24 protein-coding genes are annotated in these 25,315 nt (G+C 61.9%); 5 read left to right on the top strand and 19 right to left on the bottom strand.

From position 1 onward, the window contains the following. Positions 1-57 precede the first annotated feature (57 nt). The 3 genes from BM317_RS18445 to BM317_RS18435 all read right to left on the bottom strand — a co-directional run bounded on the left by BM317_RS18445 (position 58) and on the right by BM317_RS18435 (position 2,739). Positions 58-1,029: a thymidylate synthase gene (locus BM317_RS18445; protein ID WP_092475571.1), complete on the bottom strand. Its 972-nt coding sequence runs from the start codon at positions 1,027-1,029 to the stop codon at positions 58-60. A gap of 49 nt (positions 1,030-1,078) precedes the next feature. Next, entirely contained in the window at positions 1,079-1,888 is an 810-nt protein-coding gene (gene lgt, locus BM317_RS18440; RefSeq protein ID WP_092169319.1) for a prolipoprotein diacylglyceryl transferase, read from the bottom strand. Between the two features lie 68 nt (positions 1,889-1,956). Beyond that, positions 1,957-2,739, bottom strand: a complete 783-nt coding sequence (locus BM317_RS18435; protein WP_092169414.1) for a sulfite exporter TauE/SafE family protein — start codon at positions 2,737-2,739, stop codon at positions 1,957-1,959. 307 nt (positions 2,740-3,046) lie between these two features. Between BM317_RS18435 and BM317_RS18430 the strand changes: the two genes are divergently transcribed. Further along, positions 3,047-3,793, top strand: coding sequence for an NRDE family protein (locus tag BM317_RS18430; protein WP_092475567.1), 747 nt, complete (start codon positions 3,047-3,049; stop codon positions 3,791-3,793). Positions 3,794-3,945: 152 nt separating this feature from the next. Here the strand turns inward: BM317_RS18430 and ptsP are convergent, their stop codons facing one another. Beyond that, positions 3,946-6,225: a phosphoenolpyruvate--protein phosphotransferase gene (ptsP, locus tag BM317_RS18425; RefSeq protein ID WP_092169313.1), complete on the bottom strand. Its 2,280-nt coding sequence runs from the start codon at positions 6,223-6,225 to the stop codon at positions 3,946-3,948. Between the two features lie 22 nt (positions 6,226-6,247). After that, positions 6,248-6,727 carry an RNA pyrophosphohydrolase gene (locus tag BM317_RS18420; protein WP_003186867.1) on the bottom strand — a complete coding sequence of 160 codons (480 nt, stop codon included), beginning with the start codon at positions 6,725-6,727 and terminating at the stop codon, positions 6,248-6,250. Positions 6,728-6,870: 143 nt separating this feature from the next. Between BM317_RS18420 and BM317_RS18415 the strand changes: the two genes are divergently transcribed. Further along, positions 6,871-7,527 (top strand): histidinol-phosphatase, encoded by a 657-nt coding sequence (locus BM317_RS18415; RefSeq protein WP_092475564.1) that lies wholly within the window; start codon positions 6,871-6,873, stop codon positions 7,525-7,527. A 105-nt stretch (positions 7,528-7,632) separates the two neighbouring features. On the opposite strand, the gene BM317_RS18410 is transcribed toward BM317_RS18415, so the two are convergent. Both BM317_RS18410 and ilvA read right to left on the bottom strand, forming a co-directional pair. Continuing rightward, positions 7,633-8,061: a DUF2269 family protein gene (locus BM317_RS18410; RefSeq protein ID WP_092475561.1), complete on the bottom strand. Its 429-nt coding sequence runs from the start codon at positions 8,059-8,061 to the stop codon at positions 7,633-7,635. A gap of 47 nt (positions 8,062-8,108) precedes the next feature. Beyond that, positions 8,109-9,623 carry a threonine ammonia-lyase, biosynthetic gene (gene ilvA, locus BM317_RS18405; RefSeq protein WP_072409243.1) on the bottom strand — a complete coding sequence of 505 codons (1,515 nt, stop codon included), beginning with the start codon at positions 9,621-9,623 and terminating at the stop codon, positions 8,109-8,111. A 159-nt stretch (positions 9,624-9,782) separates the two neighbouring features. On the opposite strand from ilvA, the gene rpiA reads away from it, so the two are divergent. Continuing rightward, positions 9,783-10,454, top strand: a complete 672-nt coding sequence (gene rpiA / locus BM317_RS18400) for a ribose-5-phosphate isomerase RpiA (RefSeq protein ID WP_092169301.1) — start codon at positions 9,783-9,785, stop codon at positions 10,452-10,454. A 173-nt stretch (positions 10,455-10,627) separates the two neighbouring features. Here rpiA and BM317_RS18395 read toward each other — a convergent pair whose 3' ends face one another. From BM317_RS18395 to BM317_RS18380, 4 genes are all read right to left on the bottom strand, one after another. Beyond that, positions 10,628-11,545: an SdiA-regulated domain-containing protein gene (locus BM317_RS18395; RefSeq protein ID WP_092475558.1), complete on the bottom strand. Its 918-nt coding sequence runs from the start codon at positions 11,543-11,545 to the stop codon at positions 10,628-10,630. Positions 11,546-11,666: 121 nt separating this feature from the next. Then, positions 11,667-12,596, bottom strand: coding sequence for an SdiA-regulated domain-containing protein (locus BM317_RS18390; RefSeq protein ID WP_092475555.1), 930 nt, complete (start codon positions 12,594-12,596; stop codon positions 11,667-11,669). A gap of 239 nt (positions 12,597-12,835) precedes the next feature. Then, entirely contained in the window at positions 12,836-13,501 is a 666-nt protein-coding gene (locus tag BM317_RS18385; RefSeq protein ID WP_092475552.1) for a fumarylacetoacetate hydrolase family protein, read from the bottom strand. A gap of 41 nt (positions 13,502-13,542) precedes the next feature. Then, positions 13,543-14,937, bottom strand: a complete 1,395-nt coding sequence (locus tag BM317_RS18380) for an FAD-binding oxidoreductase (RefSeq protein WP_092169289.1) — start codon at positions 14,935-14,937, stop codon at positions 13,543-13,545. A 205-nt stretch (positions 14,938-15,142) separates the two neighbouring features. Between BM317_RS18380 and serA the strand changes: the two genes are divergently transcribed. After that, on the top strand, positions 15,143-16,372 hold the full coding sequence (serA, locus tag BM317_RS18370) for a phosphoglycerate dehydrogenase (RefSeq protein ID WP_025211258.1): 1,230 nt from the start codon (positions 15,143-15,145) through the stop codon (positions 16,370-16,372). 107 nt (positions 16,373-16,479) lie between these two features. On the opposite strand, the gene BM317_RS18365 is transcribed toward serA, so the two are convergent. After that, positions 16,480-16,905 carry a DUF4399 domain-containing protein gene (locus BM317_RS18365; protein WP_092169412.1) on the bottom strand — a complete coding sequence of 142 codons (426 nt, stop codon included), beginning with the start codon at positions 16,903-16,905 and terminating at the stop codon, positions 16,480-16,482. Positions 16,906-17,038: 133 nt separating this feature from the next. On the opposite strand from BM317_RS18365, the gene BM317_RS18360 reads away from it, so the two are divergent. Next, positions 17,039-17,605 (top strand): transporter substrate-binding domain-containing protein, encoded by a 567-nt coding sequence (locus tag BM317_RS18360; RefSeq protein ID WP_092169283.1) that lies wholly within the window; start codon positions 17,039-17,041, stop codon positions 17,603-17,605. 160 nt (positions 17,606-17,765) lie between these two features. On the opposite strand, the gene BM317_RS18355 is transcribed toward BM317_RS18360, so the two are convergent. From BM317_RS18355 to BM317_RS18325, 7 genes are all read right to left on the bottom strand, one after another. Further along, complete coding sequence (locus tag BM317_RS18355; protein ID WP_092169280.1) at positions 17,766-18,395, bottom strand: class I SAM-dependent methyltransferase; 630 nt, start codon at positions 18,393-18,395, stop codon at positions 17,766-17,768. Between the two features lie 102 nt (positions 18,396-18,497). Next, positions 18,498-19,142, bottom strand: coding sequence for a methionine ABC transporter permease (locus tag BM317_RS18350; RefSeq protein ID WP_092169277.1), 645 nt, complete (start codon positions 19,140-19,142; stop codon positions 18,498-18,500). Then, positions 19,132-20,256, bottom strand: coding sequence for a methionine ABC transporter ATP-binding protein (locus BM317_RS18345; protein WP_092475549.1), 1,125 nt, complete (start codon positions 20,254-20,256; stop codon positions 19,132-19,134). The genes BM317_RS18350 and BM317_RS18345 overlap by 11 nt, the downstream gene beginning before the upstream one ends. Before the next feature lies 1 nt (position 20,257). Then, on the bottom strand, positions 20,258-21,067 hold the full coding sequence (locus BM317_RS18340) for a MetQ/NlpA family ABC transporter substrate-binding protein (protein WP_092169271.1): 810 nt from the start codon (positions 21,065-21,067) through the stop codon (positions 20,258-20,260). A 210-nt stretch (positions 21,068-21,277) separates the two neighbouring features. Next, on the bottom strand, positions 21,278-22,636 hold the full coding sequence (locus BM317_RS18335) for an LLM class flavin-dependent oxidoreductase (RefSeq protein ID WP_092475545.1): 1,359 nt from the start codon (positions 22,634-22,636) through the stop codon (positions 21,278-21,280). Continuing rightward, positions 22,636-23,829, bottom strand: coding sequence for an SfnB family sulfur acquisition oxidoreductase (locus BM317_RS18330; protein WP_092475542.1), 1,194 nt, complete (start codon positions 23,827-23,829; stop codon positions 22,636-22,638). The genes BM317_RS18335 and BM317_RS18330 overlap by 1 nt, the downstream gene beginning before the upstream one ends. Positions 23,830-23,852: 23 nt before the next feature. After that, complete coding sequence (locus BM317_RS18325) at positions 23,853-25,094, bottom strand: SfnB family sulfur acquisition oxidoreductase (RefSeq protein WP_092475538.1); 1,242 nt, start codon at positions 25,092-25,094, stop codon at positions 23,853-23,855. Between the last annotated feature and the right edge of the window lie 221 nt (positions 25,095-25,315).

Raw genomic sequence — 25,315 nt, 5'->3', positions numbered from 1 at the left:
CGCAGAGCGTCACTGGAACACTCCCACGCAGAGCGTGGGAGCGATCAGCCGTGAGCTTTAGACCGCCATCGGCGCGGTCATTGGCGCATGGTGCTGATAGCCTTCCAGGGAGAAGTCGCCCGGCTCCACCAACTCCAGCCACTCCGGCTGGTAGACACCGGTCTTGGCAAACGCCGGCACGCGTTCGGAAATCACCAGTTTCGGCATCGGGAACGGCTCACGCTTGAGCTGTTCGTTGAGCATGTCCAAGTGGTTTTCGTAGACGTGGGCATCGCCGATGAAATAGGTGAACCAGCGCGGTGTATAACCGGTCAGGCGACCGATCAGGCTCAGCAGGGCGGCGCCTTCGGTGAGGTTGAACGGCGTGCCCAGGCCCAGGTCGTTGGAGCGGATGTAGAGGGTCAGGGAGATTTCCCTGGTCTCGACATTCGGGTGGAACTGGTAGAGCAGATGGCACGGCGGCAGGGCCATTTCATCGAGCTGGGCGCAGTTCCAGCCGTGGAACAGGATACGGCGGCTGCCCGGGTCCTTGATGATGGTGTCGACGCACTGGCGCACCTGGTCGATGGCCTTGTACAGCACCACGTAGGCCTGGCCGTTCTCTTCGCCTTCGGCGATCTGCCGGTAACCCTGGGCCAGCGTCTGCTCGATGGCCGCCGAGTTGCTCAGGGGTATCTGCTTGTAGGCCGGCCATTTGCGCCATTGCACGCCGTAGATCTCGCCCAGGTCGTCGTCGCCCTGGCGGAACGGGTTGGCCAGCCACTGGGCGTTTTCGTTGGCGTTCTGGTCCCAGACCTTGCAGCCCAGGGCGCGGAACTCGGCGGCATTGTTCACGCCCCGGAGAAAACCGCACATTTCGCCGATGGCCGACTTGAAGGCCATCTTGCGGGTGGTGATGGCCGGGAAGCCGTCCTGCAAGTCATAGCGCAGCATGGCGCCGGGGAAGCTGATGGTGTTCACACCGGTGCGGTTGGCTTGCTTGGTGCCGTTCTTGATGACGTGGGCCACCAGATCGAGATATTGCTTCATGGGTTACCTGTGTCCTTGAACCCGGGGCCAGCGCCCCGGGGTTCGAATTTTAAACCTTGGCCGCCGCAGCCGGTGCACGACGATAAGCCAGCCAGATCAGCGCCAGGCCACCGACGATCATCGGCAGGCACAGCACCTGGCCCATGGTCAGCCAGTTCCACGCCAGGTAGCCGAGCTGGGCGTCCGGTACTCGGACGAATTCAACGATGAAACGGAAGATGCCATAGAACAGCGCGAACATGCCCGACACCGCCATGGTTGGCCGCGGCTTGCGCGAGAACAGCCAGAGGATCAGGAACAAGGCCACGCCTTCGAGGGCGAACTGGTACAGCTGGGACGGGTGGCGCGGTAATTGCGCCGGGTCGCTGAACGGCGGGAAGATCATCGCCCATGGCACGTCAGTCGGCTTGCCCCACAATTCGGCATTGATGAAGTTGCCGATGCGCCCGGCGCCCAGGCCGATCGGCACCATCGGCGCGACAAAGTCCATCAGCTCGAAAAACGACTTGTTGTTGCGCTTGCCGAACCACAACGCCGCCAGCATCACGCCGATGAACCCGCCGTGGAACGACATGCCGCCCTTCCAGACTTCGAAGATCAGCGTCGGGTTGGCCAGGTACGCGCTCAGGTCGTAGAACAGCACGTAGCCCAGGCGTCCGCCGACGATCACGCCCATGGACAACCAGAACACCAGGTCGGAGAGCTTTTCCTTGTTCCAGGTCGGGTCGAAGCGGTTGAGCCGGCGCGACGCCAGCAGCCAGGCGCCGCCGATGCCGATCAGGTACATCAGGCCGTACCAGTGGATTTTCAGCGGGCCGATGGCCAAGGCTACCGGATCGATCTGCGGGTAAGGCAGCATTGATATTCCTCGTAAACGTCAAAAATGCCCGGGCGACGCTGCCACCTCGGGATTAAGCCAGGATTGCGTCAGAACAGAAAACTCAAGCCCACGCAGAATAGTAAGGCGGCGAACAGCCGCTTGAGCAAGCGCGGCGACAGGCGATGGGCCAGCCGCGCGCCGAAACGGGCGAAGACCATGCTGGTCAAGGCGATGCCCAGCAGCGCCGGCAAATACACAAAACCGAGACTATGGGCCGGCAGCAGCGGATCGTGCCAGCCCAGAATCATGAAACTTAACGCACTGACCACGGCGATGGGCAGTCCGCAGGCCGATGACGTCGCGACCGCCTGCTGCATCGGCACGCTGCGCCAGGTCAGGAACGGCACGGTCAGCGAACCGCCGCCGATGCCGAAAATCGCCGAGGCCCAGCCGATCACGGTGCCGGCCACGGTCAGCCCGGCCTTGCCCGGTACGGTGCGGCTGGCCTTGGGCTTGACGTCCAGGGCCAGTTGCACGGCAACGATCAGGGCGAACACGCCGATGATCTTTTGCAGGTGCGGGCCGGAAATCGCTTCGGCGGTGATCGCGCCGAAACCGGCACCGATCAGGATTCCCACCGTCATCCAGGCGAAAATCGGCCAGCGCACCGCGCCTTTGCGCTGGTGCTCGCGCACGGCGTTGACCGAGGTGAAGATGATCGAGGCCAAGGACGTGCCCACGGCCAGGTGCGTCAACACCTGCGGATCGAAACCCTGCAGGGTGAAACTGAACACCAGCACCGGGACGATGATGATCCCGCCCCCCACGCCGAACAGCCCGGCCAGCACCCCCGCGCAGGCGCCAAGCAGCAGATAGAGCACAAATTCCACCAGACTCTCCCCGCCCATCCCCGAAATAAGAGCGGCATGGTAACGGATCCAGGGCTCCAGGCTCCACTGAAGGCGATGGATGCCGGGGCGATGTGTGGGTAGAGTGACCTACAGATGACCTGGAGCGGAACCTCTGTGGCGAGGGGATTTATCCCCGTTGGGCTGCGAAGCGGCCCTGAAAACCTGACAGCCAGATTTGCCAGGTTGATTGATTCGATAGTTTTGGGGCTACTTCGCAGCCCGGCGGGGATAAATCCCCTCGCCACCAAAGCGGAGTGTTAGGTTCATTTTTTAACAGGACGACCTGATGTGCCTGATCGTATTTGCCTGGCGACCCGGCCACGCCCAACCGCTGATCGTGGCGGCCAACCGCGACGAATTCTACGCCCGGCCGACCTTGCCCCTGGCCCAATGGCCTGACGCGCCCCATGTCCATGCCGGGCGCGATCTCGAAGCCGGTGGCACCTGGCTCGGCATTGGCGCCGAAGGTCGTTTTGCCGCCCTGACCAATATCCGTGACCCGGGCCAGTTGCCGGCCTTCAAGTCGCGCGGTGAGCTGGTCGCGCGGTTCTTGACCGGGCATCTGTCGATTGCCGATTACCTCAGCGAAATCGTGCCCCGCGCCAACGAGTATGGTGGTTTCAACCTGCTGCTCGGCGATGGCACCGAGCTTTGGCACCACAACGCCCGCGATACCCAGCCCCAGCGGTTGGCCGAGGGCGTCTATGGTTTGTCGAACGCTGGGCTGAACACGCCATGGCCCAAATTGCTCAAGGCCCGGGCGGCCCTGGGCGAGGTACTGGACGATCCGCAGCCCCAGGCCTTGTTGGCACTGCTGAACGACCCACAACCTGCGCCGGTGGCGGAACTGCCAGACACGGGCGTGGGCCTGGCGACCGAGATGTTGCTATCGAGTGTGTTCATTGCCAGCCCGGCCTACGGGACGCGGGCGAGTACGGCGCTGATTGTCCATGCCGATGGGACGCGGCAGATGGTCGAGCGCAGTTTCGGGCCCCATGGGGGGCATTTGGGGGAGGTGGAGCTGCAAATCTGAAGGATTCGTGCTGTAGGAGCTGCCGAGCGAAGCGAGGCTGCGATCTTTCCCCTGGCACTTGAGTCTCAAGTGAAAAAAATCAAAAGATCGCAGGCTTCGCCAGCTCCTACAGAGCCTAACGGGAGCAAGCTCCCTCGCCACACAGATGCTCGTTAGAGCGTCTTGTTCGAAGCCGGATTGATCATCCGCGCCAACCCAAGGTTCTTCAGCGCCAGTTGCAGGGAGCTGTGGATCACCTGCGGGTTGTCGATGGTCATCACTTCCGCCAGCAATTCCTGGGCCTTGCTGAGGTTGATCTGGCGCAGCATCCACTTCACTTTCGGCAGGTTGGTGGCGTTCATCGACAGGCTGTCGAACCCCATCGCCATCAGCAGCACCGCGGCCGCCGGGTCGCCGGCCATCTCGCCGCAGATGCTCACCGGCTTGCCTTCGGCATGGGCGTCACGCACCACGTTCTGCAGGGCTTGCAGCACCGCCGGGTGCAGGTAGTCGTACAGGTCGGCGACCCGTGGGTTGTTACGGTCCACGGCCAACAGGTACTGGGTCAGGTCGTTGGAGCCTACCGAGAGGAAGTCCACCTGCCGGGCCAGTTCCTTGGTCTGGTACACCGCCGCCGGGATCTCGATCATCACCCCCACCGGTGGCATCGGCACATCGGTGCCTTCGTCGCGCACTTCGCCCCAGGCCCGGTGGATCAGGTGCAGGGCCTCTTCCAGTTCATGGGTGCCGGAGATCATCGGCAACAGGATGCGCAGGTTGTTCAGGCCCTCGCTGGCCTTGAGCATGGCGCGGGCCTGGACCAGGAAGATTTCCGGGTGGTCGAGCGTCACGCGGATGCCGCGCCAGCCGAGGAACGGGTTGTCTTCCTTGATCGGGAAGTAGGACAGGGACTTGTCGCCGCCGATGTCCAGGCTGCGCATGGTCACCGGTTGCGGGTGGAACGCGGCCAGTTGTTCGCGGTAGATCGCCAGCTGTTCCTTTTCGCTGGGGAAGCGCTGGTTGATCATGAACGGCACTTCGGTGCGGTACAGGCCCACACCCTCGGCCCCACGCTTCTGCGCCCGGGCCACGTCGGCCAGCAGGCCGGTGTTGACCCACAAGGGCATGCGGTGGCCGTCGAGGGTCACGCACGGCAGGTCCCGCAGCGCATCCAGTCCCAGGGACAGTTGCTTTTCTTCCTCCACCACATCGGCAAACTGCTTGCGCAGCACGTCGCTGGGGTTGGTGTAGACCTCGCCGTGGTAGCCATCGACGATCATCTGGATGCCGTCGACCTTGGAATACGGCAGGTCCACCAGGCCCATCACCGTCGGGATGCCCATGGCCCGGGCCAGGATCGCCACGTGGGAGTTGCCCGAGCCCAATACCGAGACCAGCCCCGCCAGCTTGCCTTCAGGCACTTCGCCGAGCATGGCCGGGGTCAGCTCTTCACTGACCAGGATGGTGTTGTCGGGGTAGACCAGGGTCTGCTGGCGCTCCTGCTGCAAGTAGGCCAGCAACCGGCGGCCAAGGTCCTTGACGTCCGAGGCCCGCTCGCGCAGGTAGGCGTCGTCCATCAGTTCGAAGCGGTTGACGTGGTCGGTCACCACCTGGCGCAGCGCGCCCTGGGCCCATTGGCCGGTCTTGATGATGGTGGTCACTTCGCTGCCCAGGGAGGCATCGTCGAGCATCATCAGGTAAACGTCGAACAGCGCGCGCTCTTCAGGGCGCAGCTGCGTCGCCAGCTTGGCCGACAGGGCCCGCATGTCGGCCCGCACGCCTTCGATGGCGGTCTTGAACAGGCCCAGCTCGGCGTTGATGTCGGTGATGGTCTTGTCCGGCACCACGTCGAGGTCGGCGGGTGGCAACATGACCACGGCCGTGCCCACCGCCGCGCCCGGCGAACCCGGCACGCCGACGAACTTGGCTTCCTGGATGCCCTTGCCCTGGCGACCCAGGCCGCTGATCGAGCCGGTGGCCTCGGCGTGGGCGATAACGCCGGCCAGTTGCGCGCTCATGGTCACGAGGAAGGCTTCTTCACCTTCGTCGAACTGGCGGCGCTCTTTTTGCTGGATGACCAACACGCCGACGACGCGGCGGTGGTGGATGATCGGTGCGCCGAGGAACGAGGCATAACGCTCTTCGCCCGTTTCGGCAAAGTAGCGATAGCGCGGGTGATCCGCGGCGTTTTCGAGGTTCAGGGGTTCTTCGCGCGTGCCGACCAGGCCGACCAGGCCTTCATTGGGGGCCATGCTGACCTTGCCAATGGAGCGCTTGTTCAAGCCCTCGGTGGCCATCAGCACGAAACGGTTGGTCTCGGGGTCCAGCAGGTAGACCGAGCAGACCTGGCTGCCCATGGCCTCTTTGACGCGCAATACAATAATCCCCAACGCCGCCTTGAGATCCTTGGCGGAGTTAACTTCCTGGACGATCTTGCGCAGCGTATTGAGCATGGCTCGGGGTCGAACTCCGTCGTCAGTCGCGCGTCAGCAGGCGCGGGGCAAGCTCTTTGAGAGCGCGTCGATACACTTCGCGCTTGAATGTCACCACCTGGCCCAACGGATACCAATAGCTGACCCAGCGCCAGCCATCGAACTCCGGTTTACCGGTCAAATCCATCCGCACCCGCTGCTCGTTGGAGATCAGGCGCAGGAGAAACCATTTCTGCTTCTGGCCGATGCACAGCGGTTGGCTGTGCGTGCGGACCAGGCGTTGCGGCAAACGATAGCGCAACCAGCCTCGGGTGCAGGCGAGTATTTCGACATCTTCTCGCTCAAGCCCCACTTCTTCGTTCAACTCGCGGTACAAGGCCTCTTCCGGCGTCTCCTGGGGGTTGATCCCACCCTGGGGAAACTGCCAGGCGTCTTGATTGATACGGCGAGCCCATAGCACCTGCCCAGCATCATTCGTAAGAATGATCCCCACATTGGGACGGAAACCATCGGGATCGATCACGGCAACAACCTCGCAAACGCATGTCGCCGCATTGTTCCACAAAGGTTGTGAAAGCAGCAACGAGCGCCCCTAGCTTATGTGCACTCTTGTGAAAAGTCCGTATTCTGGACGCCTTTCTTCAGATTTTTCAGCGAGTAACTGCAATGCGGCTGGCTTTATTCGACTTGGATAACACATTGCTGGGCGGCGACAGCGACCACGCGTGGGGCGATTACCTGTGTGAGCGCGGTTTTCTGGACGCTGTCACGTACAAGGCACGCAACGACGCGTTCTACGAGGATTACCTGGCCGGCAAGCTCGACAACGCCGAGTACCTGAATTTTTGCCTGGAAATCCTCGGCCGTACCGAAATGCACGTGCTGGCCCAGTGGCACCAGGACTACATGCGCGACTGCATCGAGCCGATCGTATTGCCCCAGGCCATCGAACTGCTGGAAAAACACCGCGACGCTGGCGACAAGCTGGTGATCATTACCGCCACCAACCGCTTCGTCACCGCGCCGATTGCCGAGCGCCTGGGCGTCGAAACCCTGATCGCCACCGAATGCGAGATGGTTGACGGGCGCTACAGCGGCCGCAGCACCGACATCCCGTGTTTTCGCGAGGGCAAGGTGACTCGGTTGAACCGTTGGCTGGAAGAGACTGGGCATTCGCTGGATGGCAGCTACTTTTATAGCGATTCGATGAATGACTTGCCGCTGCTGGAGGTGGTGACGCACCCGGTGGCGGTGGATCCGGATCCGAATCTTCGGGCCGAGGCCGAGAGGCGGGGTTGGCCGGTGATTTCGTTGCGCGGCTGAAAATGGCTATCGCGAGCAAGCTCGCTCCCACAGGGGATTGGCGTCGATCATGCAACCTCTGTGGGAGCGAGCTTGCTCGCGATGAAAGCGACACGGTCCAGAGCCTTAAACCGGCTTGGCCCCCATCAACCCCGCAATGGCGACAAAGCAGACAACACTGAACAGCGCCAGGGCCAAGGTGAATTTGCCGTTGCCCGCCGACGGCAGCTTGCGCAGTCTGTTCAGCCGCACCACCAGCCAGAACCCCGCCAGCGCCGCCAAGGTGTAGAGCACGCTGGAAGCCAGCAGCCAGGTCTGGCCCAGTGGCCAGCCGACTTGATGAACCATCCACCATCCGGTGAACGGTAGGCTCGCCAGTGCCAGGATCATCACCAGCCAGACGAACAGTCGCGGCCGTTGCAGCGTGCGCGCGACCGCCGTGGCATCGCCGTTGCGTCGCGTGCGCCAGACCCAGACGGCCAGCCCCAGGGCGCCAGCCAACAGCAACACCGTGGCGACGACGTGAGCGATTTTCAGCGCGGTTAACGTTTCCATCGTTCGATTTCCTTATGACGTGCTCAACAGCTTAGCCTCTGTAGGGGTCACCCCAGGAACAGCTGATACGCCGGGTTGTCACTTTCATCCCAGTACGGATAGCCGATTTCTTCCAGGGCCGCCGGCACCAGGTGGCGTTCATCGTGAGGCACTTGCAGCCCCGCGACCACGCGGCCGTCCGCGGCGCCATGGTTGCGGTAGTGGAACATCGAGATATTCCAGCGCCCACCCAGCTTGTTGAGAAAGTTGAACAGCGCGCCCGGGCGCTCCGGGAATTCGAAGCGCAGCACCACCTCATCGATGACATGGGCCGCATGCCCGCCGACCATGTGGCGGATGTGCAACTTGGCCAGCTCATTGTCGGTCAGGTCCAGCACCGGGAAGCCTTGTTCGGTCAGGCTGGCGATCAGCGCGCTGCGCGGGTCGTTTTCCGGGTGGGTCTGCACGCCGACGAAAATGTGCGCTTCACTGCCGGTGTTGTAGCGATAGTTGAATTCGGTGATCTGGCGCTTGCCGACGGCTTCGCAGAACGCCTTGAAGCTGCCCGGCTTCTCGGGGATGGTCACGGCGATGATCGCTTCGCGACCTTCGCCCAGCTCGGCGCGCTCGGCGACGTGGCGCAAGCGGTCGAAGTTGACGTTGGCACCGGAGTCGATGGCCACCAGGGTCTGGCCGCTGATGCCCCGTGACTCGACGTATTTCTTGATCCCGGCCACGCCCAGGGCGCCGGCAGGTTCGGTGATCGAGCGGGTATCGTCGTAGATATCCTTGATTGCGGCGCAGATCTCGTCGGTACTGACGGTGATCACTTCGTCCACGTGGTGCTTGCAGATATCAAAGGTGTGCTGGCCGATCTGCGCCACGGCAACGCCGTCGGCGAACAGCCCCACGGTCGGCAGCACCACGCGCTCGCCCGCGGCCATGGCCGCTTGCAGGCAATTGGAGTCGTCCGGTTCGACGCCGATGATCTTGATGTCCGGGCGCAGGTATTTCACGTAGGCCGCGATCCCGGCAATCAGCCCGCCACCGCCCACCGGGACGAAAATCGCATCCAGGCGCCCAGGGTGCTGGCGCAGGATCTCCATCGCCACCGTGCCCTGCCCGGCAATGGTGTGGGGATCGTCATACGGGTGGATGTAGACGTAGCCCTTTTCGTCCACCAGTTTCAGCGAATAGGCCAGGGCTTCGGGGAACGAATCGCCGTGCAGCACCACTTTGCCGCCACGGGAGCGCACGCCTTCGACCTTGATTTCCGGGGTGGTCTTGGGCATCACGATGGTGGCCTTGACCCCCAGCACCTTGGCCGCCAGGGCCAGGCCCTGGGCGTGGTTGCCCGCCGAAGCCGTGACCACGCCGCGGGCGCGTTCTTCGTCGCTGAGCTGGGTCAGCTTGTTGTAGGCCCCGCGAATCTTGAACGAGAACACCGGCTGCAAGTCTTCACGCTTGAGCAAAATGCTGTTGCCCAGCCGCTCGGAGAGCTGGCGAGCGGTCTGCAGCGGGGTTTCTACGGCAACGTCGTAAACGCGCGAGGTGAGGATCTTTTTGACGTACTGTTCAAGCATCGGAAAGCATCACTGAGCGGGTTGGGCAGGGCCAAGGAGTCTAACCCGGCTTTTGGCCGGGCGACCACAGGGATCTGCGTTCAATCAGGCGATGACCGAGGCTCTTGCGGCGCCTATAATGCCGGCCTTTCGTTCCCTCTCGGCACCTTCGGAGCCCGCATGACCCAGGATCAACTCAAACAGGCCGTGGCCCAGGCCGCCGTCGACCTCATCCTCCCGAAACTGGATGACAAGAGCGTCGTCGGGGTCGGCACCGGCTCCACGGCCAATTGCTTCATCGATGCGCTGGCGCAACACAAGGGCGCGTTCGACGGCGCGGTCGCCAGCTCCGAAGCGACTGCCGCGCGCCTCAAGGGCCACGGGATCCCGGTGTACGAGCTCAATACCGTCAGTGACCTGGAGTTCTACATCGACGGCGCCGACGAAAGCGACGCGCACCTGAACCTGATCAAGGGCGGCGGCGCGGCCTTGACCCGCGAGAAGATCGTCGCGGCGGTGGCCAAGACCTTCATCTGCATTGCCGATGCCAGCAAACTGGTGCCGGTGCTGGGCGCATTCCCTTTGCCGGTGGAAGTCATTCCCATGGCCCGCAGCCACGTGGCCCGGCAATTGGTGAAGCTGGGCGGTGACCCGGTGTACCGCGAAGGCGTGCTGACCGATAACGGCAATATCATCCTGGACGTGCACAACCTGCAGATTACCAACCCGGTGGAGCTGGAAAGCCAGATCAACGCCATCGTTGGCGTGGTCACCAATGGTTTGTTCGCGGCGCGTCCGGCGGATGTGTTGTTGCTGGGAACCGCTGACGGGGTGAAGACCCTCAAGGCTTGATCCGATCTTGTGACTGGCACTCTTGTGGCGAGGGGATTTATCCCCGTTGGGCTGCGAAGCAGCCCTAAAACCTGAATTAATCGCTGTGCCAGATAGATCGAGCTCATTGCTTTTGGGGACTGCTACGCAGCCCAGCGGGGATAAATCCCCTCGCCACAGGATTTTTGATTCCTTCAGTCGGGCTGCGGCTTCTTGAACACATAGAACAGATTCGGCTCGCTCACCAGATACAGGTTGCCATCGTCGTCCATGGCCAGGCCTTCGGCCTGGGGCACGGTTTTTTGCAGGCCCTGGCCACCCTTGCTCAACGACAGCGTGCTCAACGGCCGGCCGTCGATGTCCAATTCGATAATCAGCCGCGATTCATCGGACAGCGCCAGCAAGTGGCCGCTGCGTTCATCGTATTGCAGGCTTGAAAGGTCACGCACGAACAACCCCGCATCGCGCTTGGGGTTGTTGATCACATGGACCGCGTAGGACTTTTCCGGATTGTGGTGGGGAAACCCATGCACTTCATAAATCAGCATCGGGTCGCGTTCCTTGGCCACGAACAGGCGTTTGCCCACCGAGTCGTAGGCCAGCCCTTCGAACCCCTTGTTGCTGCTCATGTGCACGCCGAGGCTCATTTGCTCGGCATCGGCCGCGTCAAGAAACTGGGTATCGTCTTCCAGGTGGATCTTGATCAGCCGCTGCTGGCGTTCGTCGGAGACGACGTAGGTGTCTTCGCTGATGAATTCCACCGCCTCCGGATCGCCGAAGCCGATCAGGGCGATGCGCCGCAAAATCTTGCCGTCCAGCGACAGCTCGATCAGCTCGGCGTTTTTATTGGTCACGGTAAACAGGCTCTTGCGGACCGGATCGAACGTCAGCGCGGAAACGTCATCGTCCAGGCCGTCGATCACCTGCGCCTCCACTGTGACCCGGTATTGGTCCAGGGCGATGGTCTCTTCGCTGGTGGGTTTCCAATAGGTGTTGAGGTTGAACCAGGCGCGCTCGAACAGGCGCAGGTGTTGACCGACGGCGATCAGGAGGATCAGCGCCAGTGTCAGCAATATCAGGATTAAGGGTTTGGGACGGGCGAGTCGACGCATGTTGGGGTGGGCTCGGATGAGAACAGGTGGGTGGAAATACCACGGTTGCCTGAACTGAAACTTAATGGCGGTGTGCCACACCCTACAACGAAAGGGAACTTATCCTACAGAGTTAGCGCTGTCAGCGCTGCTTTTCGAAACGATAGAACAGATTCGGCTCGCTGACTATGTACAGGTTGCCGGCATCGTCGATGGTGACGCCTTCGGCGCGAGGGATCGTGTCTTTCAGGCCGTTGAAGCCACCCAGCAAGGTCATGAAGCTGACTTGCTCGCCTTTTTCGTCCAGTTCCAGCAGCAGGTGGGAGTCGGCCGAAAGCACCAGCGTATGGCCAGTGCGCGGGTCGATCGCCAATGCCGAGAGGTTGCGCAGATCCAGTTCATTGTTGACATGGATCTGCTTGTCGCCCTTGAGCAGTTGGCTGCCATCGCTTTTCCAGGTGAACAGTGCCGGCGGGCGCTCTTCGCCGAGCACCAGTTGCTGGTTGCGCGGGTCCCAGGCGATCGCTTCGAACCCTTTGTTCTGGTTCTGCGAGGCGCCCAGGTCATAGTGAGGAAAGTCAGTGCTGTTCAGTTCGCGGGTGTTGGCATCCACCTGGACGATCGACAGCATGTGATTGCGCTCGTCGGTAATCGCCAACAGGCCATTGGTCATGCAGGTCACGCCTTCGGGGTTGTTCCAGCCCACCAAAGGCATCTTGCGCAGCACGTCGCCCTGCAGGGTCAGTTCCACCAGGAACGGGTTCTTGCCCATGACCGCGAACAGGGTCTTGGTCTGTGGGTTGTAGGCCACATCGGACGCCTCGTCCTTCTCCATGTCCGGTAGCGGTTTGGCGTCGATCACGACGTGGTAGTCCGGCAACCAGATGCTTTCCTGGCGCTGGGCCGGGCTCTGGAAGTGTTCCGATAGCCAAAGCAGGCCACGGTCGTCCCAATGCATCGCAACCGCCAGGCCATAGGCTGCGGCCACCGCCAGCAGCGACCAGGCATACCAGGGCAGGGCGAAGCGCGAGCGGCGGGCAGGTTTGGCAGACAGTGCTTGGGTTTTGGCCATCGGGGAATGCGTTCCAGAAAATTCGGCTAGGGGAGTGGCTGGCTCAGATGCCGCATTCCCCGGAATTATCCAGATGGCATGTGAAAAAAACGGTAAAACCTTGGGTTCGGAAAGCTGGGTGTCTGTGGGAGCGGGCTTGCTCGCGAAGGGGACGTCAGGTTCAACACCTATGTCGACCGTTATACCGCCTTCGCGAGCAAGCCCGCTCCCACACAATTTCCAGCGGTCACAGAACCGGGTTAGCGAACGCTGCTTTCGAAGCGGCACGCCCCTGGCAGTTCCAGGATCAGTTCATCGCCCGCATTCAGCGGCCCGACGCCCGCCGGGGTGCCGGTGAGGATCACGTCGCCGGCCTGCAGCGAGAAGCAACCGGCCATGTATTGGATCATCGGCACGATGGGGTTGAGCATCAGGCTGCTGTTGCCTTCCTGGCGCACTTCACCGTTGATGGTCAAGCGCACGGGAATGTCGGTCAGGTCGGCAAATGTGGCGTTCGAAACAAATGGGGCAATCACCGCCGCGCCGTCAAAGGACTTGGCAATCTCCCAGGGCAGGCCCTTGGCCTTGAGCTCGGCCTGTTTGTCCCGCAGGGTCAGGTCCAGGGCCGGGGCGAAGCCGGAGATCGCGTCCAGTACTTCTTCAGCGCTGGGCTTGGTGGACAGCGGCTTGCCGATCAGTACGGCGATTTCCGCCTCGTAGTGCACCGAGCCACGGTCGGCAGGAATGCTGAAGCCGCCTTCCAGTGGCACCACGCAACTGCCCGGCTTGATGAACAGCAAGGGTTCGGTGGGCACCGGGTTGTCCAGTTCCTTTGCATGTTCGGCGTAGTTACGGCCAATGCACACCACTTTCCCCACCGGGAAATGAATACGTGTACCGTCGACATACTGGTGCTGATAGCTCATTACCGACTCCTGCTTCTGGGGTTCATCAGGTGTTTTAGGTATCAAATCGGGAAAATCTTGCCCGGGTTCATGATGCCGTTCGGGTCGAAGACGGCCTTCACGGCTTTCATGTATTCGATTTCTACCGGCGAACGACTATAGGTCAGGTAGTCGCGCTTGGTCATGCCCACGCCGTGTTCGGCGGAAATCGAGCCGTTGTACTTCTCGACGGTTTCAAAGACCCATTTGTTCACGGTCGCGCACTTGGCGAAAAACTCATCCTTGCTGAGGTTTTCCGGCTTGAGGATATTCAAGTGCAGGTTGCCGTCGCCGATGTGGCCGAACCAGACGATTTCGAAATCCGGGTAGTGTTCACCGACGATCGCGTCGATTTCTTGCAAGAAGTCCGGGACTTTCGAGACAGTCACCGAAATGTCGTTCTTGTACGGCGTCCAGTGGGAAATGGTTTCGGAGATGTACTCGCGCAGCTTCCACAGGTTCTGCAGTTGGGTTTCGCTCTGGCTCATCACGCCGTCCAGCACCCAGCCTTGTTCCACGCAGTGCTCGAAGGTTTCCAGGGCGTGGTTGGCGACCTCTTCGGTGGTGGCTTCGAATTCCAGCAGGGCGTAGAACGGGCAGTCGGTTTCGAACGGTGCCGGAACGTCGCCACGACCGAGGACCTTGGCCAGGGCCTTGTCGGAGAAGAATTCGAAGGCGGTCAGGTCCAGCTTGCCTTGGAAAGCGTGTAGCACCGGCATGATCGAGTCGAAGTCCGGGGTGCCGAGCACCATGGCGGTGAGGTTTTTCGGCGCGCGGTCCAGACGCATGGTGGCCTCGACCACGAAGCCCAGGGTGCCCTCGGCGCCGATGAACAGCTGTCGCAAGTCGTAGCCGGTGGCGTTCTTGATCAGGTCCTTGTTCAGCTCCAGCAAATCGCCCTTGCCGGTGACGACCTTCATGCCCGCCACCCAGTTGCGAGTCATGCCGTAGCGAATGACCTTGATGCCGCCGGCATTGGTGCCGATATTGCCGCCAATCTGGCTGGAACCGGCCGAGGCGAAGTCCACCGGGTAGTACAGGCCATGTTCCTCGGCCTGGTTCTGCAGCTGTTCGGTGACCACGCCCGGCTGGCACACGGCGGTACGGTCGGTCAGGTTCACGTCGAGAATCTGGTTCATGTAGTCGAACGACACCACCACTTCGCCGTTGGCGGCCACGGCCGCGGCGGACAGCCCGGTGCGCCCGCCCGATGGCACCAGCGCGATTTTGTGCGCATTGGCCCAGCGCACGATGGCCTGGACCTGTTCGGTGGTCTTGGGAAAGACAATGGCCGAAGGCGCCGGGGCGAAGTGCTTGGTCCAATCCTTGCCGTAAGCGTTCAGGGAGTCGGCATCGGTCAGGACCTTGCCAGGCTCAACCAGGGTCTTCAGCTCATCTATCACGGCAGGATGGGTCATCGACAGAACTCTCGAACAATTCATGGTCATCCTGAGAACGCTTCACGTCGCAGGAATGAGTGTTTAGCGGGGTGCGTATGCTAGCATACCGACCCCGCAGCGTAGTGCCCAACGGCTGTTCTGCGGCGACGGCTGTCACGCCGGTCGGGCCAGCATGCGCTGTCCGATTCCCTGCCATTTTTCTCCGGGACACAGGTTTACGCAGATGAGCAAGACTTCTCTCGATAAGAGCAAGATCAAGTTCCTTCTTCTCGAAGGCGTCCACCAATCGGCTGTCGACGTCCTCAAGTCGGCGGGCTACACCAGCATCGAGTACATCACCAGTTCTCTGCCGGAAGCCCAGCTCAAGGAAAAGATCGCCGATGCTCACTTCATCGGCATTCGCTCCCGTACTCAACTGACCGAAGAGATCTTCGACCACGCCAAGAAACTGGTGGCGGTCGGCTGCTTCTGCATCGGCACCAACCAGGTTGACCTCAACGCGGCTCGCGAGCGCGGTATCGCGGTGTTCAACGCGCCGTACTCCAACACCCGTTCCGTCGCCGAACTGGTGCTGGCCGAAGCGATCCTGCTGCTGCGCGGCATCCCTGAGAAGAACGCTTCCTGCCACCGTGGTGGCTGGATCAAGAGCGCGGCCAACTCCTTCGAAATCCGCGGCAAGAAGCTGGGTATCGTCGGCTACGGTTCGATCGGCACGCAGTTGTCGGTACTGGCTGAAGGCCTGGGCATGCAAGTGTTCTTCTACGACACCGTGACCAAGCTGCCCCTGGGCAACGCCACCCAGGTCAACGACTTGCACGAGTTGCTGGGCATGTCCGACATCGTGACCCTGCACGTACCGGAAACCGCCGCCACCCAGTGGATGATCGGCGAGAAGGAAATCCGTGCCATCAAGAAGGGCGGGATCCTGATCAACGCCGCGCGTGGCACCGTGGTCAAGCTCGACGCCCTGGCCGAAGCGATCAAGGACAAGCACCTGATCGGCGCCGCCATCGACGTGTTCCCGGTGGAGCCACGTTCCAACGACGACATCTTCGAAAGCCCGCTGCGTGGCCTGGACAACGTGATCCTGACCCCGCACATCGGCGGTTCCACCGCTGAAGCCCAAGCCAACATCGGCCTGGAAGTGGCGGAGAAGCTGGTCAAGTACAGCGACAACGGTACGTCTGTATCGTCGGTGAACTTCCCGGAAGTGGCCTTGCCGGCCCACCCTGGCAAGCATCGCCTGCTGCACATCCACGAGAACATCCCGGGTGTGATGAGCGAGATCAACAAGGTCTTCGCCGAAAACGGCATCAACATTTCCGGTCAGTTCCTGCAGACCAACGAGAAAGTCGGCTACGTCGTGATCGACGTCGACGCCGAATACTCGGACCTGGCGCAAGAGAAGCTGCAGCACATCAATGGCACGATTCGTTGCCGCGTGTTGTTCTAAGCGCAGTATCCAGCCGCTTGCCGAGTTCGGCGTGCAATAAAAATACGGGAGCCTCGCAAGGGCTCCCGTTTTTTTGTCGAGCATGACCTGTGGGAGCCAGTCATGCGTTATTTCACGGTGACCGTGATCTTCTTGGACACGATCGACGGCTCGAACGGCATGTGGCCACTGTCCCCCAGGATCAATTGCAACGTGTGCTTGCCCGGCGCCAGTTTGATGGTGGCCTCGGTCTGTGCCTTGCCGAAGTGCATGTGGTTGGCGTCGGTCGGAATCGGCGCGCCGGCGGCAGGCAGTTTGTCGACATCGATCAGCAAATGGTGATGGCCAGTGTTCTTGGTCACATCGCCAGCCGGGGCCAGGGCGATGTCCTTGACGCCGAACTTGACCGTGAATTCCTGGGCGACTGTGGCACCGTCCTCCGGGGAAACGATGAACACTTCAGCACCTTTAGGCGCCGGTGTCGCGGCGCTTGCCAGCATCGAAGCGCCCAGTAACAGACCGGCCAACGCGGCACGAGACATAAAGCTTTTCATTTTTTTCTCCAGTTTTTCCATGAAATCCGCCTGGCCATCACAACTTCATGACCAATCGTTGTCGAAGCCTGCAACAACCATAGCAAAGCGAGCCTGAAACGAGCGTCGCTTGTATAAATACAAAGGAGTGACCATGCGCTTTCTGCCTGGCCTGATTTGCCTGCTACCCCTTTTGAGCCCCCTGGCTCATGCCGAACTGATCGATGACATCAATGACCGTGGCGAACTGCGCATTGCCCTTGAGGCCAACACCGCGCCCTTCAACTTCAAGGAAGACGGCAAACTCACCGGCTTCGAAGTGGAGCTGGGTGAAATGCTCGCGGCTGAACTCGATGTGCGGCCCGATTTCGTGGTCACCGATGCCGGGGATCTGCTGCCCGGTGTGGAGAGCGGCAAGTACGACATTGCCATCAACCACATAGCAATGACCCCGGAACTGGCGGAACGTTTCGACCTCAGTGCCGCTTACAGCCGTCCGGATGCACAATTGCTGGCGAGCAAGGAGGAGCCGCAGCGTCCGTTGGTCATGGCGCAGTCGTTCCAGCCGGAAGAGAAGAGCGGCCCGCCGCCGAGCCTGGTGATTCCGTTCCAGAAGGGCAACCCGGCGTTCAAGGCCAGCCTGGATAACGCCCTGACGCGTATCAAGGATGACGGGAGGCTGGAGCAGTTGTCGCAGAAGTGGCTGAAGAAACAGGAATGAAAGCTTCCAGGCGATGAGGCAAGCCATCAAGCTTCATTGACTGTTGGAGCGCTATCGCGAGCAAGCTCGCTCCCACAATGGAGCTGTGGTGCCCACCGATACTGAGTTCACAACTGATCGAGTGTGGGAGCGAGCTTGCTCGCGATGGCGTCCTCGAATCCTAAGCAGGCCTGCGCCAGACACTCGCCAACCAAGGCTGTTGCTCCCGTGGCAGTCCCGCCGGCCGGTAGTAATGCTCCAGCTCCACAAAACCTGCCTCGCTGAGCAGCGTGCGCCAGGCGGCGAGGTCGTGATAAGCGCCAAAGCGCTGGCCGTTCCAGCCTTCCTGATTGTCGCCCCGAGGGTTGGAGCTGAACAGCACGCCGCCGGGCTTGAGCGTGGTGTGCAGTTGCTTGAGTACCCGAGGCAGTTCCTGGACCGGGACATGAAACAGCACCGCGTTGGCGAAAATCCCGTCAAAGCGTTCGGCCGGCAGGTCGAGTTCCAGGAAGTCCTGCTGCCACACCTCACAACCGCTGTCCTGGCGTGCCATGCGGGCAAACTCCTCTGAACCGTCGAGGCCGACTGCGACATGGCCCATGGCTGTGAAGGTGCGCAGGTCGCGCCCTGGGCCGCAGCCGAAATCCAGGATGTGCAGCGGTGCCTGGCCCTGGATATGGCGCAGCAAGGCGTCGATGTTCTGGCTGACATCATGGTCGCGGGTGCCTTCGCGGAAGCTTTCTGCCACGGTGTTGTAGTGGCTCAGGGTCGTGGCGGTGATGGCGTGCAGGTCGTCGGCGGTGTGTTTCATGATTGGAGGCTTAGGTGGGGAGCGTCAGCCGACTATACCGCAAGATCATCGGTCTACCTGTGGAAGCAAGCTTTGCTCCCACAGGTCAACTGCTTCCTCCAGTCAGCGCTTGTTCAAGCTCCGCGCCAGGCGATCACCACCCAATTGGATCACGGCGACCAACGCCACCAGCAACACGATCACCGTGAGCATGATCTGGCTGTCGAAACGCTGGTAGCCATAGCGGTAGGCGATGTCCCCCAGGCCACCGGCACCGATTGCCCCGGCCATGGCCGAGGAGTTGATCATGGTCACCAGCGTGATGGTGAAACCGCCGACGATGCCCGGCAGGGCTTCGGGCAGCAACACATGCCAGACGATATGCCAGCGGCGGCAGCCCATGGCCTGGGCCGCTTCGATCAGGCCATGGTCGACTTCCCGCAGGCTGACTTCGGCGATACGGGCGAAGAAGGGCGTGGCGGCGATGGTCAGCGGTACGACCGCGGCCCACACGCCATAGGTGGTGCCGACGATCAGCCGGGTGAACGGAATCAGCGCCACCATCAGAATCAGGAACGGTATGGAGCGGAACAGGTTCACGAACGCGCCCAGGGCCCGGTTCAAGGCCGGCGCTGCATAGATCCCGCCCTTGCCGCTGGTGACCAGGATCACCGCCAGTGGGATGCCCGCCAGCAACGCGATCAACGACGACACGCCGACCATCAGGAACGTGTCGATGAAACCTTGCAGCAACCGATCAAACCACATAACCCAGCACCTCCACCCGTTGCGCCCAATTGCCCGCCCGTTGCCGCAGTTCCTCGGCGCCCCACGACGAACCGCCCACGGCCAGCAGCAATTGCCCCAGCCCGTGGCCCTGAATCCGTTCGATGCCGCCGTGCAGCAATCGCACTCGCCCACCGAGGGCGCTGAACAAGGCGGCAAGATCCGGTTCCTCGCGATCTATGCCGGTGAATTGCAGGCGCAGCACCGTAGCCGCGTCCGCCGACGCCGGCAGCACCTGCAAGCGACTTTGCAGTTCTTCCGGGATGGCGTGTTGCAACGGCGCCAGCAGCGTCCGGCTGACCTCGTGTTGCGGGTTGCCGAAGACTTCCCAGACCGGCCCCTGCTCGACGATCCGCCCCTGCTCAAGCACCACCACCCGGTCGCAGACTTCGCGAATCACTGCCATTTCATGGGTGATCAAGACGATGGTCAGGCCCAGCCGCTGGTTGATCTCGCGCAGCAGGCCGAGGATCGAGTGGGTGGTTTCCGGGTCCAGGGCCGAGGTGGCTTCGTCGCACAACAGAATCTGCGGGTCATGCACCAGCGCCCGGGCAATCCCGACGCGTTGCTTCTGCCCGCCGGAAAGCTGCGCCGGGTAGGCCTGGTGCTTGCCGTGCAGACCCACCAGCTCCAGCAGCTCGCGGACCTTGCGCTGGCGCTGCTCCTTGGGCACGCCGGCGACTTTGAGCGGCAGTTCGACGTTCTGCCACACGGTCTTGGCCGACATCAGGTTGAAGTGCTGGAAGATCATGCCGATGCGCCGACGCAGCGCCACCAGGCGGTCTTCATCGAACTCGCCGATGTCCACCCGGTCGATCAACACCCGGCCACTGGTGGGTTGTTCGAGCCGGTTGATGGTGCGGATCAGTGAAGACTTGCCGGCACCGCTGCGGCCGATGATGCCGAACACTTCGCCGCGCTGGATCGCCAGGTCGATGCCCTGCAGCGCCGCCACCGGGCCCTGGCTGCCGTTGTAGGTCTTGCCCAGGCCGATGAAGCGCACGTGGGCGCGGTTCAGCTCTGGATGCAGTTCAGTCTGGTCGGCGCTTTGCGGCGCGGGGGCTTCGTCGCGGAGTCGCGCGTTGACGGCGTTCATGTCAGCCTTCCCAACCGGCCTGGTAGAGCTTGCCGTGGGCCTTGTCCAGGGCCGCGCGCACGGCTGGCGAGTGCTGGTAGATGTCGACGAACTTGATCAGCCGTGGATCGTTCTGGCTCTTGGGCTGGATCACGAACTGAATCACGTATTCCTTGTGATCGAGGCCGTCGAACAGCAAGGCCGAGCTGGCATCGAAGGTCTTGGCCAGGCGGATGTAGGCCGGATAACCCTGCACCAGGTCGGCGTCTTCATAGGCGCGCACCAGTTGCACCGCTTCGACTTGCAGGATCTTGAGTTTCTTCGGGTTGGCGACGATGTCGTCTTCGGTGGCCTTGTAGCCGACCCCCGGCTTGAGGCTGATCAGCCCGGCCTTGGCCAGCAGTTGCAGGCCGCGACCGCTGTTGATCGGGTCGTTGGCAATGGCGACGCTGGCGCCTTCGGGCAGTTCGTCGAAGCTTTTGTATTTTTTCGAATAGAGGCCGACGTTGTTGATGATCCCCGGCGCAAACGGCACCAGGTCGAACCCGGCGGCGGCCTTGGCATTTTCCAGGAATGGGATGTGCTGGAAGTAATTCACGTCGATGTCACCGGAGGCCAGGCTGACGTTGGGCGCGATCCAGTCGCTGAACTCCACCAGTTCGACCTTCAGGCCTTGCTTGCCGGCTTCCTCGACCGCCGCTTCCAGGGGAATGGCGAACGCGGCGGTGGTGCCGATCTTCAACGGTGCGTCGGCGGCAAACAGCGCCGAGCTGAACAGGCCGAGGGCCAGGGCCAGCGCTTTGACTGGCAGGGTCAGGAGTTGCGTGGTCATGTCGGTTATTCCAGTCATTGATTAATTGAGTCATGCGCTTTTGTAACAAGGGAGCCTGCTCCCGCTCGTCTGTGTAGGAGCTGTGTAGGAGCTGTCGAGTGCAACGAGGCTGCGATCTTTCCCCAAACACTTGAATCCCAAGCGAAAGATCAAAAGATCGCAGGCTTCGCCAGCTCCTACAGGACCGAGCAAGAGCAAGTTCCAACAGAGTCAGTGCCGATAAGTTGAGCCAGTGTGTTGTTCGGGCAAATGGTCCCCCGCGCGGAACAGCTTTTCCCGCAGGGTGCCGGTGTCGTATCCGGTCTTGTACGAACCGCGTCGCTGCAGTTCGGGAATCACCAGGTCGATGAAGTCCACATAGCTTTGCGGCGTCACGATGCGCGTCAGGTTGAAGCCATCGAGGCCGGTTTCGGCGATCCACGACTCCAGCTCATCGGCCACCTGTTCGGGCGAGCCCACCACCGTGATGTAGCGCCCACCCAAGGCGTGTTGTTGCAGCAACTTGCGCCGGGTCCAGTCGTTGTTCTGCAAGGTCTTGGTGGCGGACTGGATGGCGTTGCTCTTGACGTACTGGATCGGCTCGTCCAGTTCGTACTGGGAAAAATCGATCCCCGTCGAGGCGGAAAAATGCGCCACCCCGGCCTCGGCGCTGGCGTAGCCCAGGTACTCGGCATGCTTGGCCCAGGCGGCCGCCTCGGTCTCGCCGACAATCACGTTCAGGCCCATGAACACTTTGATGTCCTCGGGGTTGCGTCCGGCCTCCACGGCGCTGGCGCGGACCTTGTCCACCTGGGCCTTGGTCGCCGGTTTGTTCTGGCCGCTGATGAACACGCACTCGGCGTGCCGCCCGGCGAACAGCAAGCCGCGCTCGGAACTGCCGGCCTGGAACAGCACAGGGGTGCGTTGGGGCGAAGGTTCGCACAGGTGATAGCCCTCGACCTGGTAGAACTCGCCCTGGTGGCGGATCTTGTGCACTTTCTCCGGTTGGGCATAGATCCGCTGCTCGCGGTCGTTGAGCACGGCGTCGTTTTCCCAGCTGCCCTCCCACAGTTTGTAGAGCACTTGCAGGTATTCATCGGCCTGGTCATAGCGGCGGTCATGCTCGACTTGCGCCGTCAGGCCCATGGCCTTGGCGGCGCTGTCCAGGTAGCCGGTGACGATGTTCCAGCCGACCCGGCCGCGACTCAGGTGGTCGAGGGTGCTCATGCGTCGGGCAAACAGGTAGGGCGGTTCGTAGGTCAGGTTGGCGGTGAGGCCGAAGCCCAGGTTTTTGGTCACGGCGGCCATCGCGGAGACCAGCAGCAATGGGTCATTGACCGGCAGTTGGATCGACTCCTTGAGCGTGACATCCACCGACTGTTGATACACGTCATAGACCCCGACGATGTCGGCGATGAACAGCCCGTCGAACAACCCGCGCTCGAGCAATTGCGCCAGGGCGGTCCAGTATTCGAGGGTGTTGAACTGAGTCGACGTGTCCTGGGGATGAGTCCACAGGCCATGGTTGATGTGCCCGATGCAGTTCATGTTGAACGCGTTGAGCAGGATCTTTTTCTTGCCGACCGCCATCAGATGGTCCCCCGCAGCGGCGGTTTTTCGTCGTTGAGGTAGAAGTTGCCCACGGCGTGGTATTTCCAGCGCACCGGGTCATGCAGGGTGTGCACCCGGGCGTTGCGCCAGTGACGGTCGAGGCCATGTTCGGCCAGGGTCGCCTGGCTGCCGGCCAATTCGAACAGCGTGCTGCTGGCGGCCAGGGATATTTCGGTGCTGATGGCACGGGCTTCGGCCACGGCAATCGAGGCGGCGGCGACCGTGTCGGCCCGGGCGTCGGCCTGGGCCCGGTCGAGGAATTCACCGGCGCGTTCCAACAGGGCTTCGGCGGCATGCAGGCGGATGCTCAGTTGGCCGAAACTCTTGAGGGTGTGCGGGTCTTCGGTGGCGACGTCGCTGGTGGCATCGATCCAGGGACGGGTTTTACTGCGGACAAAATGCAAGGCGTCTTCATAGGCGGCGCGGGCGATGCCGGTGTCGATGGCGGCGTGAAGAATCTGCGCCAGTGGCCCCACCGGTGTCGGACGTTCGAAAGCACTTTGGAAGGGCACGATGTCGTCGGCGGCGACATACACGTTTTCAAACACCACCGAACCACTGCCCGTAGTGCGCTGGCCGAAACCGCTCCAGTCGTCGATCACCGTCAGGCCTTTGCTGTCGCGAGGGACGAACGCCAGTTGCTGCACGCCGTTTTCATCCACCACCGAGGTGGGGATGCGCTGGGCATAGATCGCCCCCGTGGCGTAGAACTTGCGGCCGTTGATGCGATAGCCCTCGCCGTCGCGGCGCAGTTGGGTGGTGCGGTCATGGGCAGTCTTGGTGCCAAGTTCGGCCAAGGCGTTACCAAAACGCCGCCCGGCGAGCACTTCGGCGTACAGGCGTTGTTTTTGCGCTTCAGTGCCGTTTACCCGCAGCACCTCCAGGGCGTAGAAATGATTTTGCGGAATCTGCCCCAGCGAGCCGTCGGCCTGGGAAATCAGCGCAATGACTTTGGCCAGGGTGACATTGGATACCCCGGCGCCGCCATAGGCCTTGGGTACACTGATGCCCCACAGGCCAGAACGAGAGAAGGCCTCCAGTTCCGGGTACGGCAAGCGCCGCTCGCGGTCGCGCAGGGCACTGTCGCGCTTGAAGTCATCGGCCAGGTCACTGGCCACGATCAGGGCTTGTTCATCGCTGGTGATCACCGCGACGTGTTGAGAAAACGTCATGTACTGCTCCAGAGGTCGGGTCGTCAGATCCAGGAATGCCGGGCCGGCAAGGTGCCGTTCAGGTGGTAGGCGCCTACCGCGTGATACTTCCAGCGCACCGGGTCGTGCAGGGTGTGGACCCGTGCGTTGCGCCAGTGGCGATCAAGATTGAATTCGGCGAGGGTGGCGCGGCTGCCGGCCAGCTCGAACAGTTTCTCGCTGGCTTGCAGGGCGATCTCGGTGGTGAGTGCCTTGGCTTCGGCCACGGCAATTGAGGCGCGGGCGGACGATTGTGCCGTGATGGGGGCGGCGCTGACTTGGTCCAATACGTGTCCGGCCTTGCGCAGCAACGCTTCGGCGGCGTGCAACTCGATTTTCAGCTTGCCGATGTCGGCGATCACGTAGAGGTCATCACTGGCCCGCTCGACCTTGGCGTCGATCCAGGGCCGGGCCCGTTCGCGCACGAAGGCGATGGCATCGTCGATGGCGCCACGAGCAATGCCCGCATCGATGGCGGCCTGGATCAGTTGGGAAATCGCCCCTTGCACGCCGGGCGTTTCGTTGATGCGCCAGTTTTCCAGTACCAGGTCGGCATCCACCCGCACATTGTTCAGCAGCACGGTGCCGCTGGCCGTGGTGCGTTGGCCGAAGCCCGACCAATCGTCGACGATCCGCAGGCCCGGGGTACCGCGCCGCACGAACGCCAGCACTTGTCGGCCCTCGTCATTCAGCGCCTTGACCGCGACCCAGTGGGCGAACAGTGCGCCAGTGGAATAGAACTTCTGGCCATTGATGACGAAGCCGTCACCGTCGGCGGTGATCCGCGCCTTGAGTTCAAGGGTGTTGCGAGTGCCACGTTCGGGCCCGGCATTGCCGATGCGCCAGCCTTCGAGCACGCTCTGCAACAGGATTTTTTTCTGCCGCTCGGTACCGGTACCGAGAATCAGCTGGAGCACGCCGAACTGGTTCTGGGGGATCTGTCCCAGGGCCGGGTCGGCGGCGGAAATGATTGCGAACACGTCGGCCAGGGTGACGAACGAAACCTGCGGGCCGCCGTAGGCTCGGGGAACGGCGATGCTGCCCAGTCCGCTACGGGTGAATTGCTCGATTTCCGCCCAAGGCAACTTGCGTTGCTGGTCACGACGCGCGGCTTGCTGACGGGCGACCTGTGCCAGTTCATGGGCGACTTTGATCGCCTCGGCATCGTTGCGCAACACCTGTGCGGGCAACAGCAGGGGGGCGATGTCCAGGTCGCTCTGGACCTTTGCTTGCGCCAGATCCGACATTACAGCCACTCCGTGGCTGCGGGCAGTGCCTTGGCATACTGCACTGGGGCGATTGTGTTGCGTTCCATACCCACCTCACATCTCAAGAAACGCCGCGATGAAGGCGGCGAGCAAAAATCAAGAATGTCCGGTGGTCCGGTCTATATACCCTAAGCGTGTGTAAATTATTTTTGAACTAACTTTTAGGAATATTGATAGGTTGGTTTTAAATTGAAGCCCGT

The organism is Pseudomonas sp. NFACC24-1, from assembly GCF_900115235.1.
In the GTDB taxonomy this organism is placed as follows: domain Bacteria; phylum Pseudomonadota; class Gammaproteobacteria; order Pseudomonadales; family Pseudomonadaceae; genus Aquipseudomonas; species Aquipseudomonas fluorescens_AA.
Note: the sequence above shows the minus strand (reverse complement) of the source record. Positions and strands in the feature narration are given on the sequence as shown.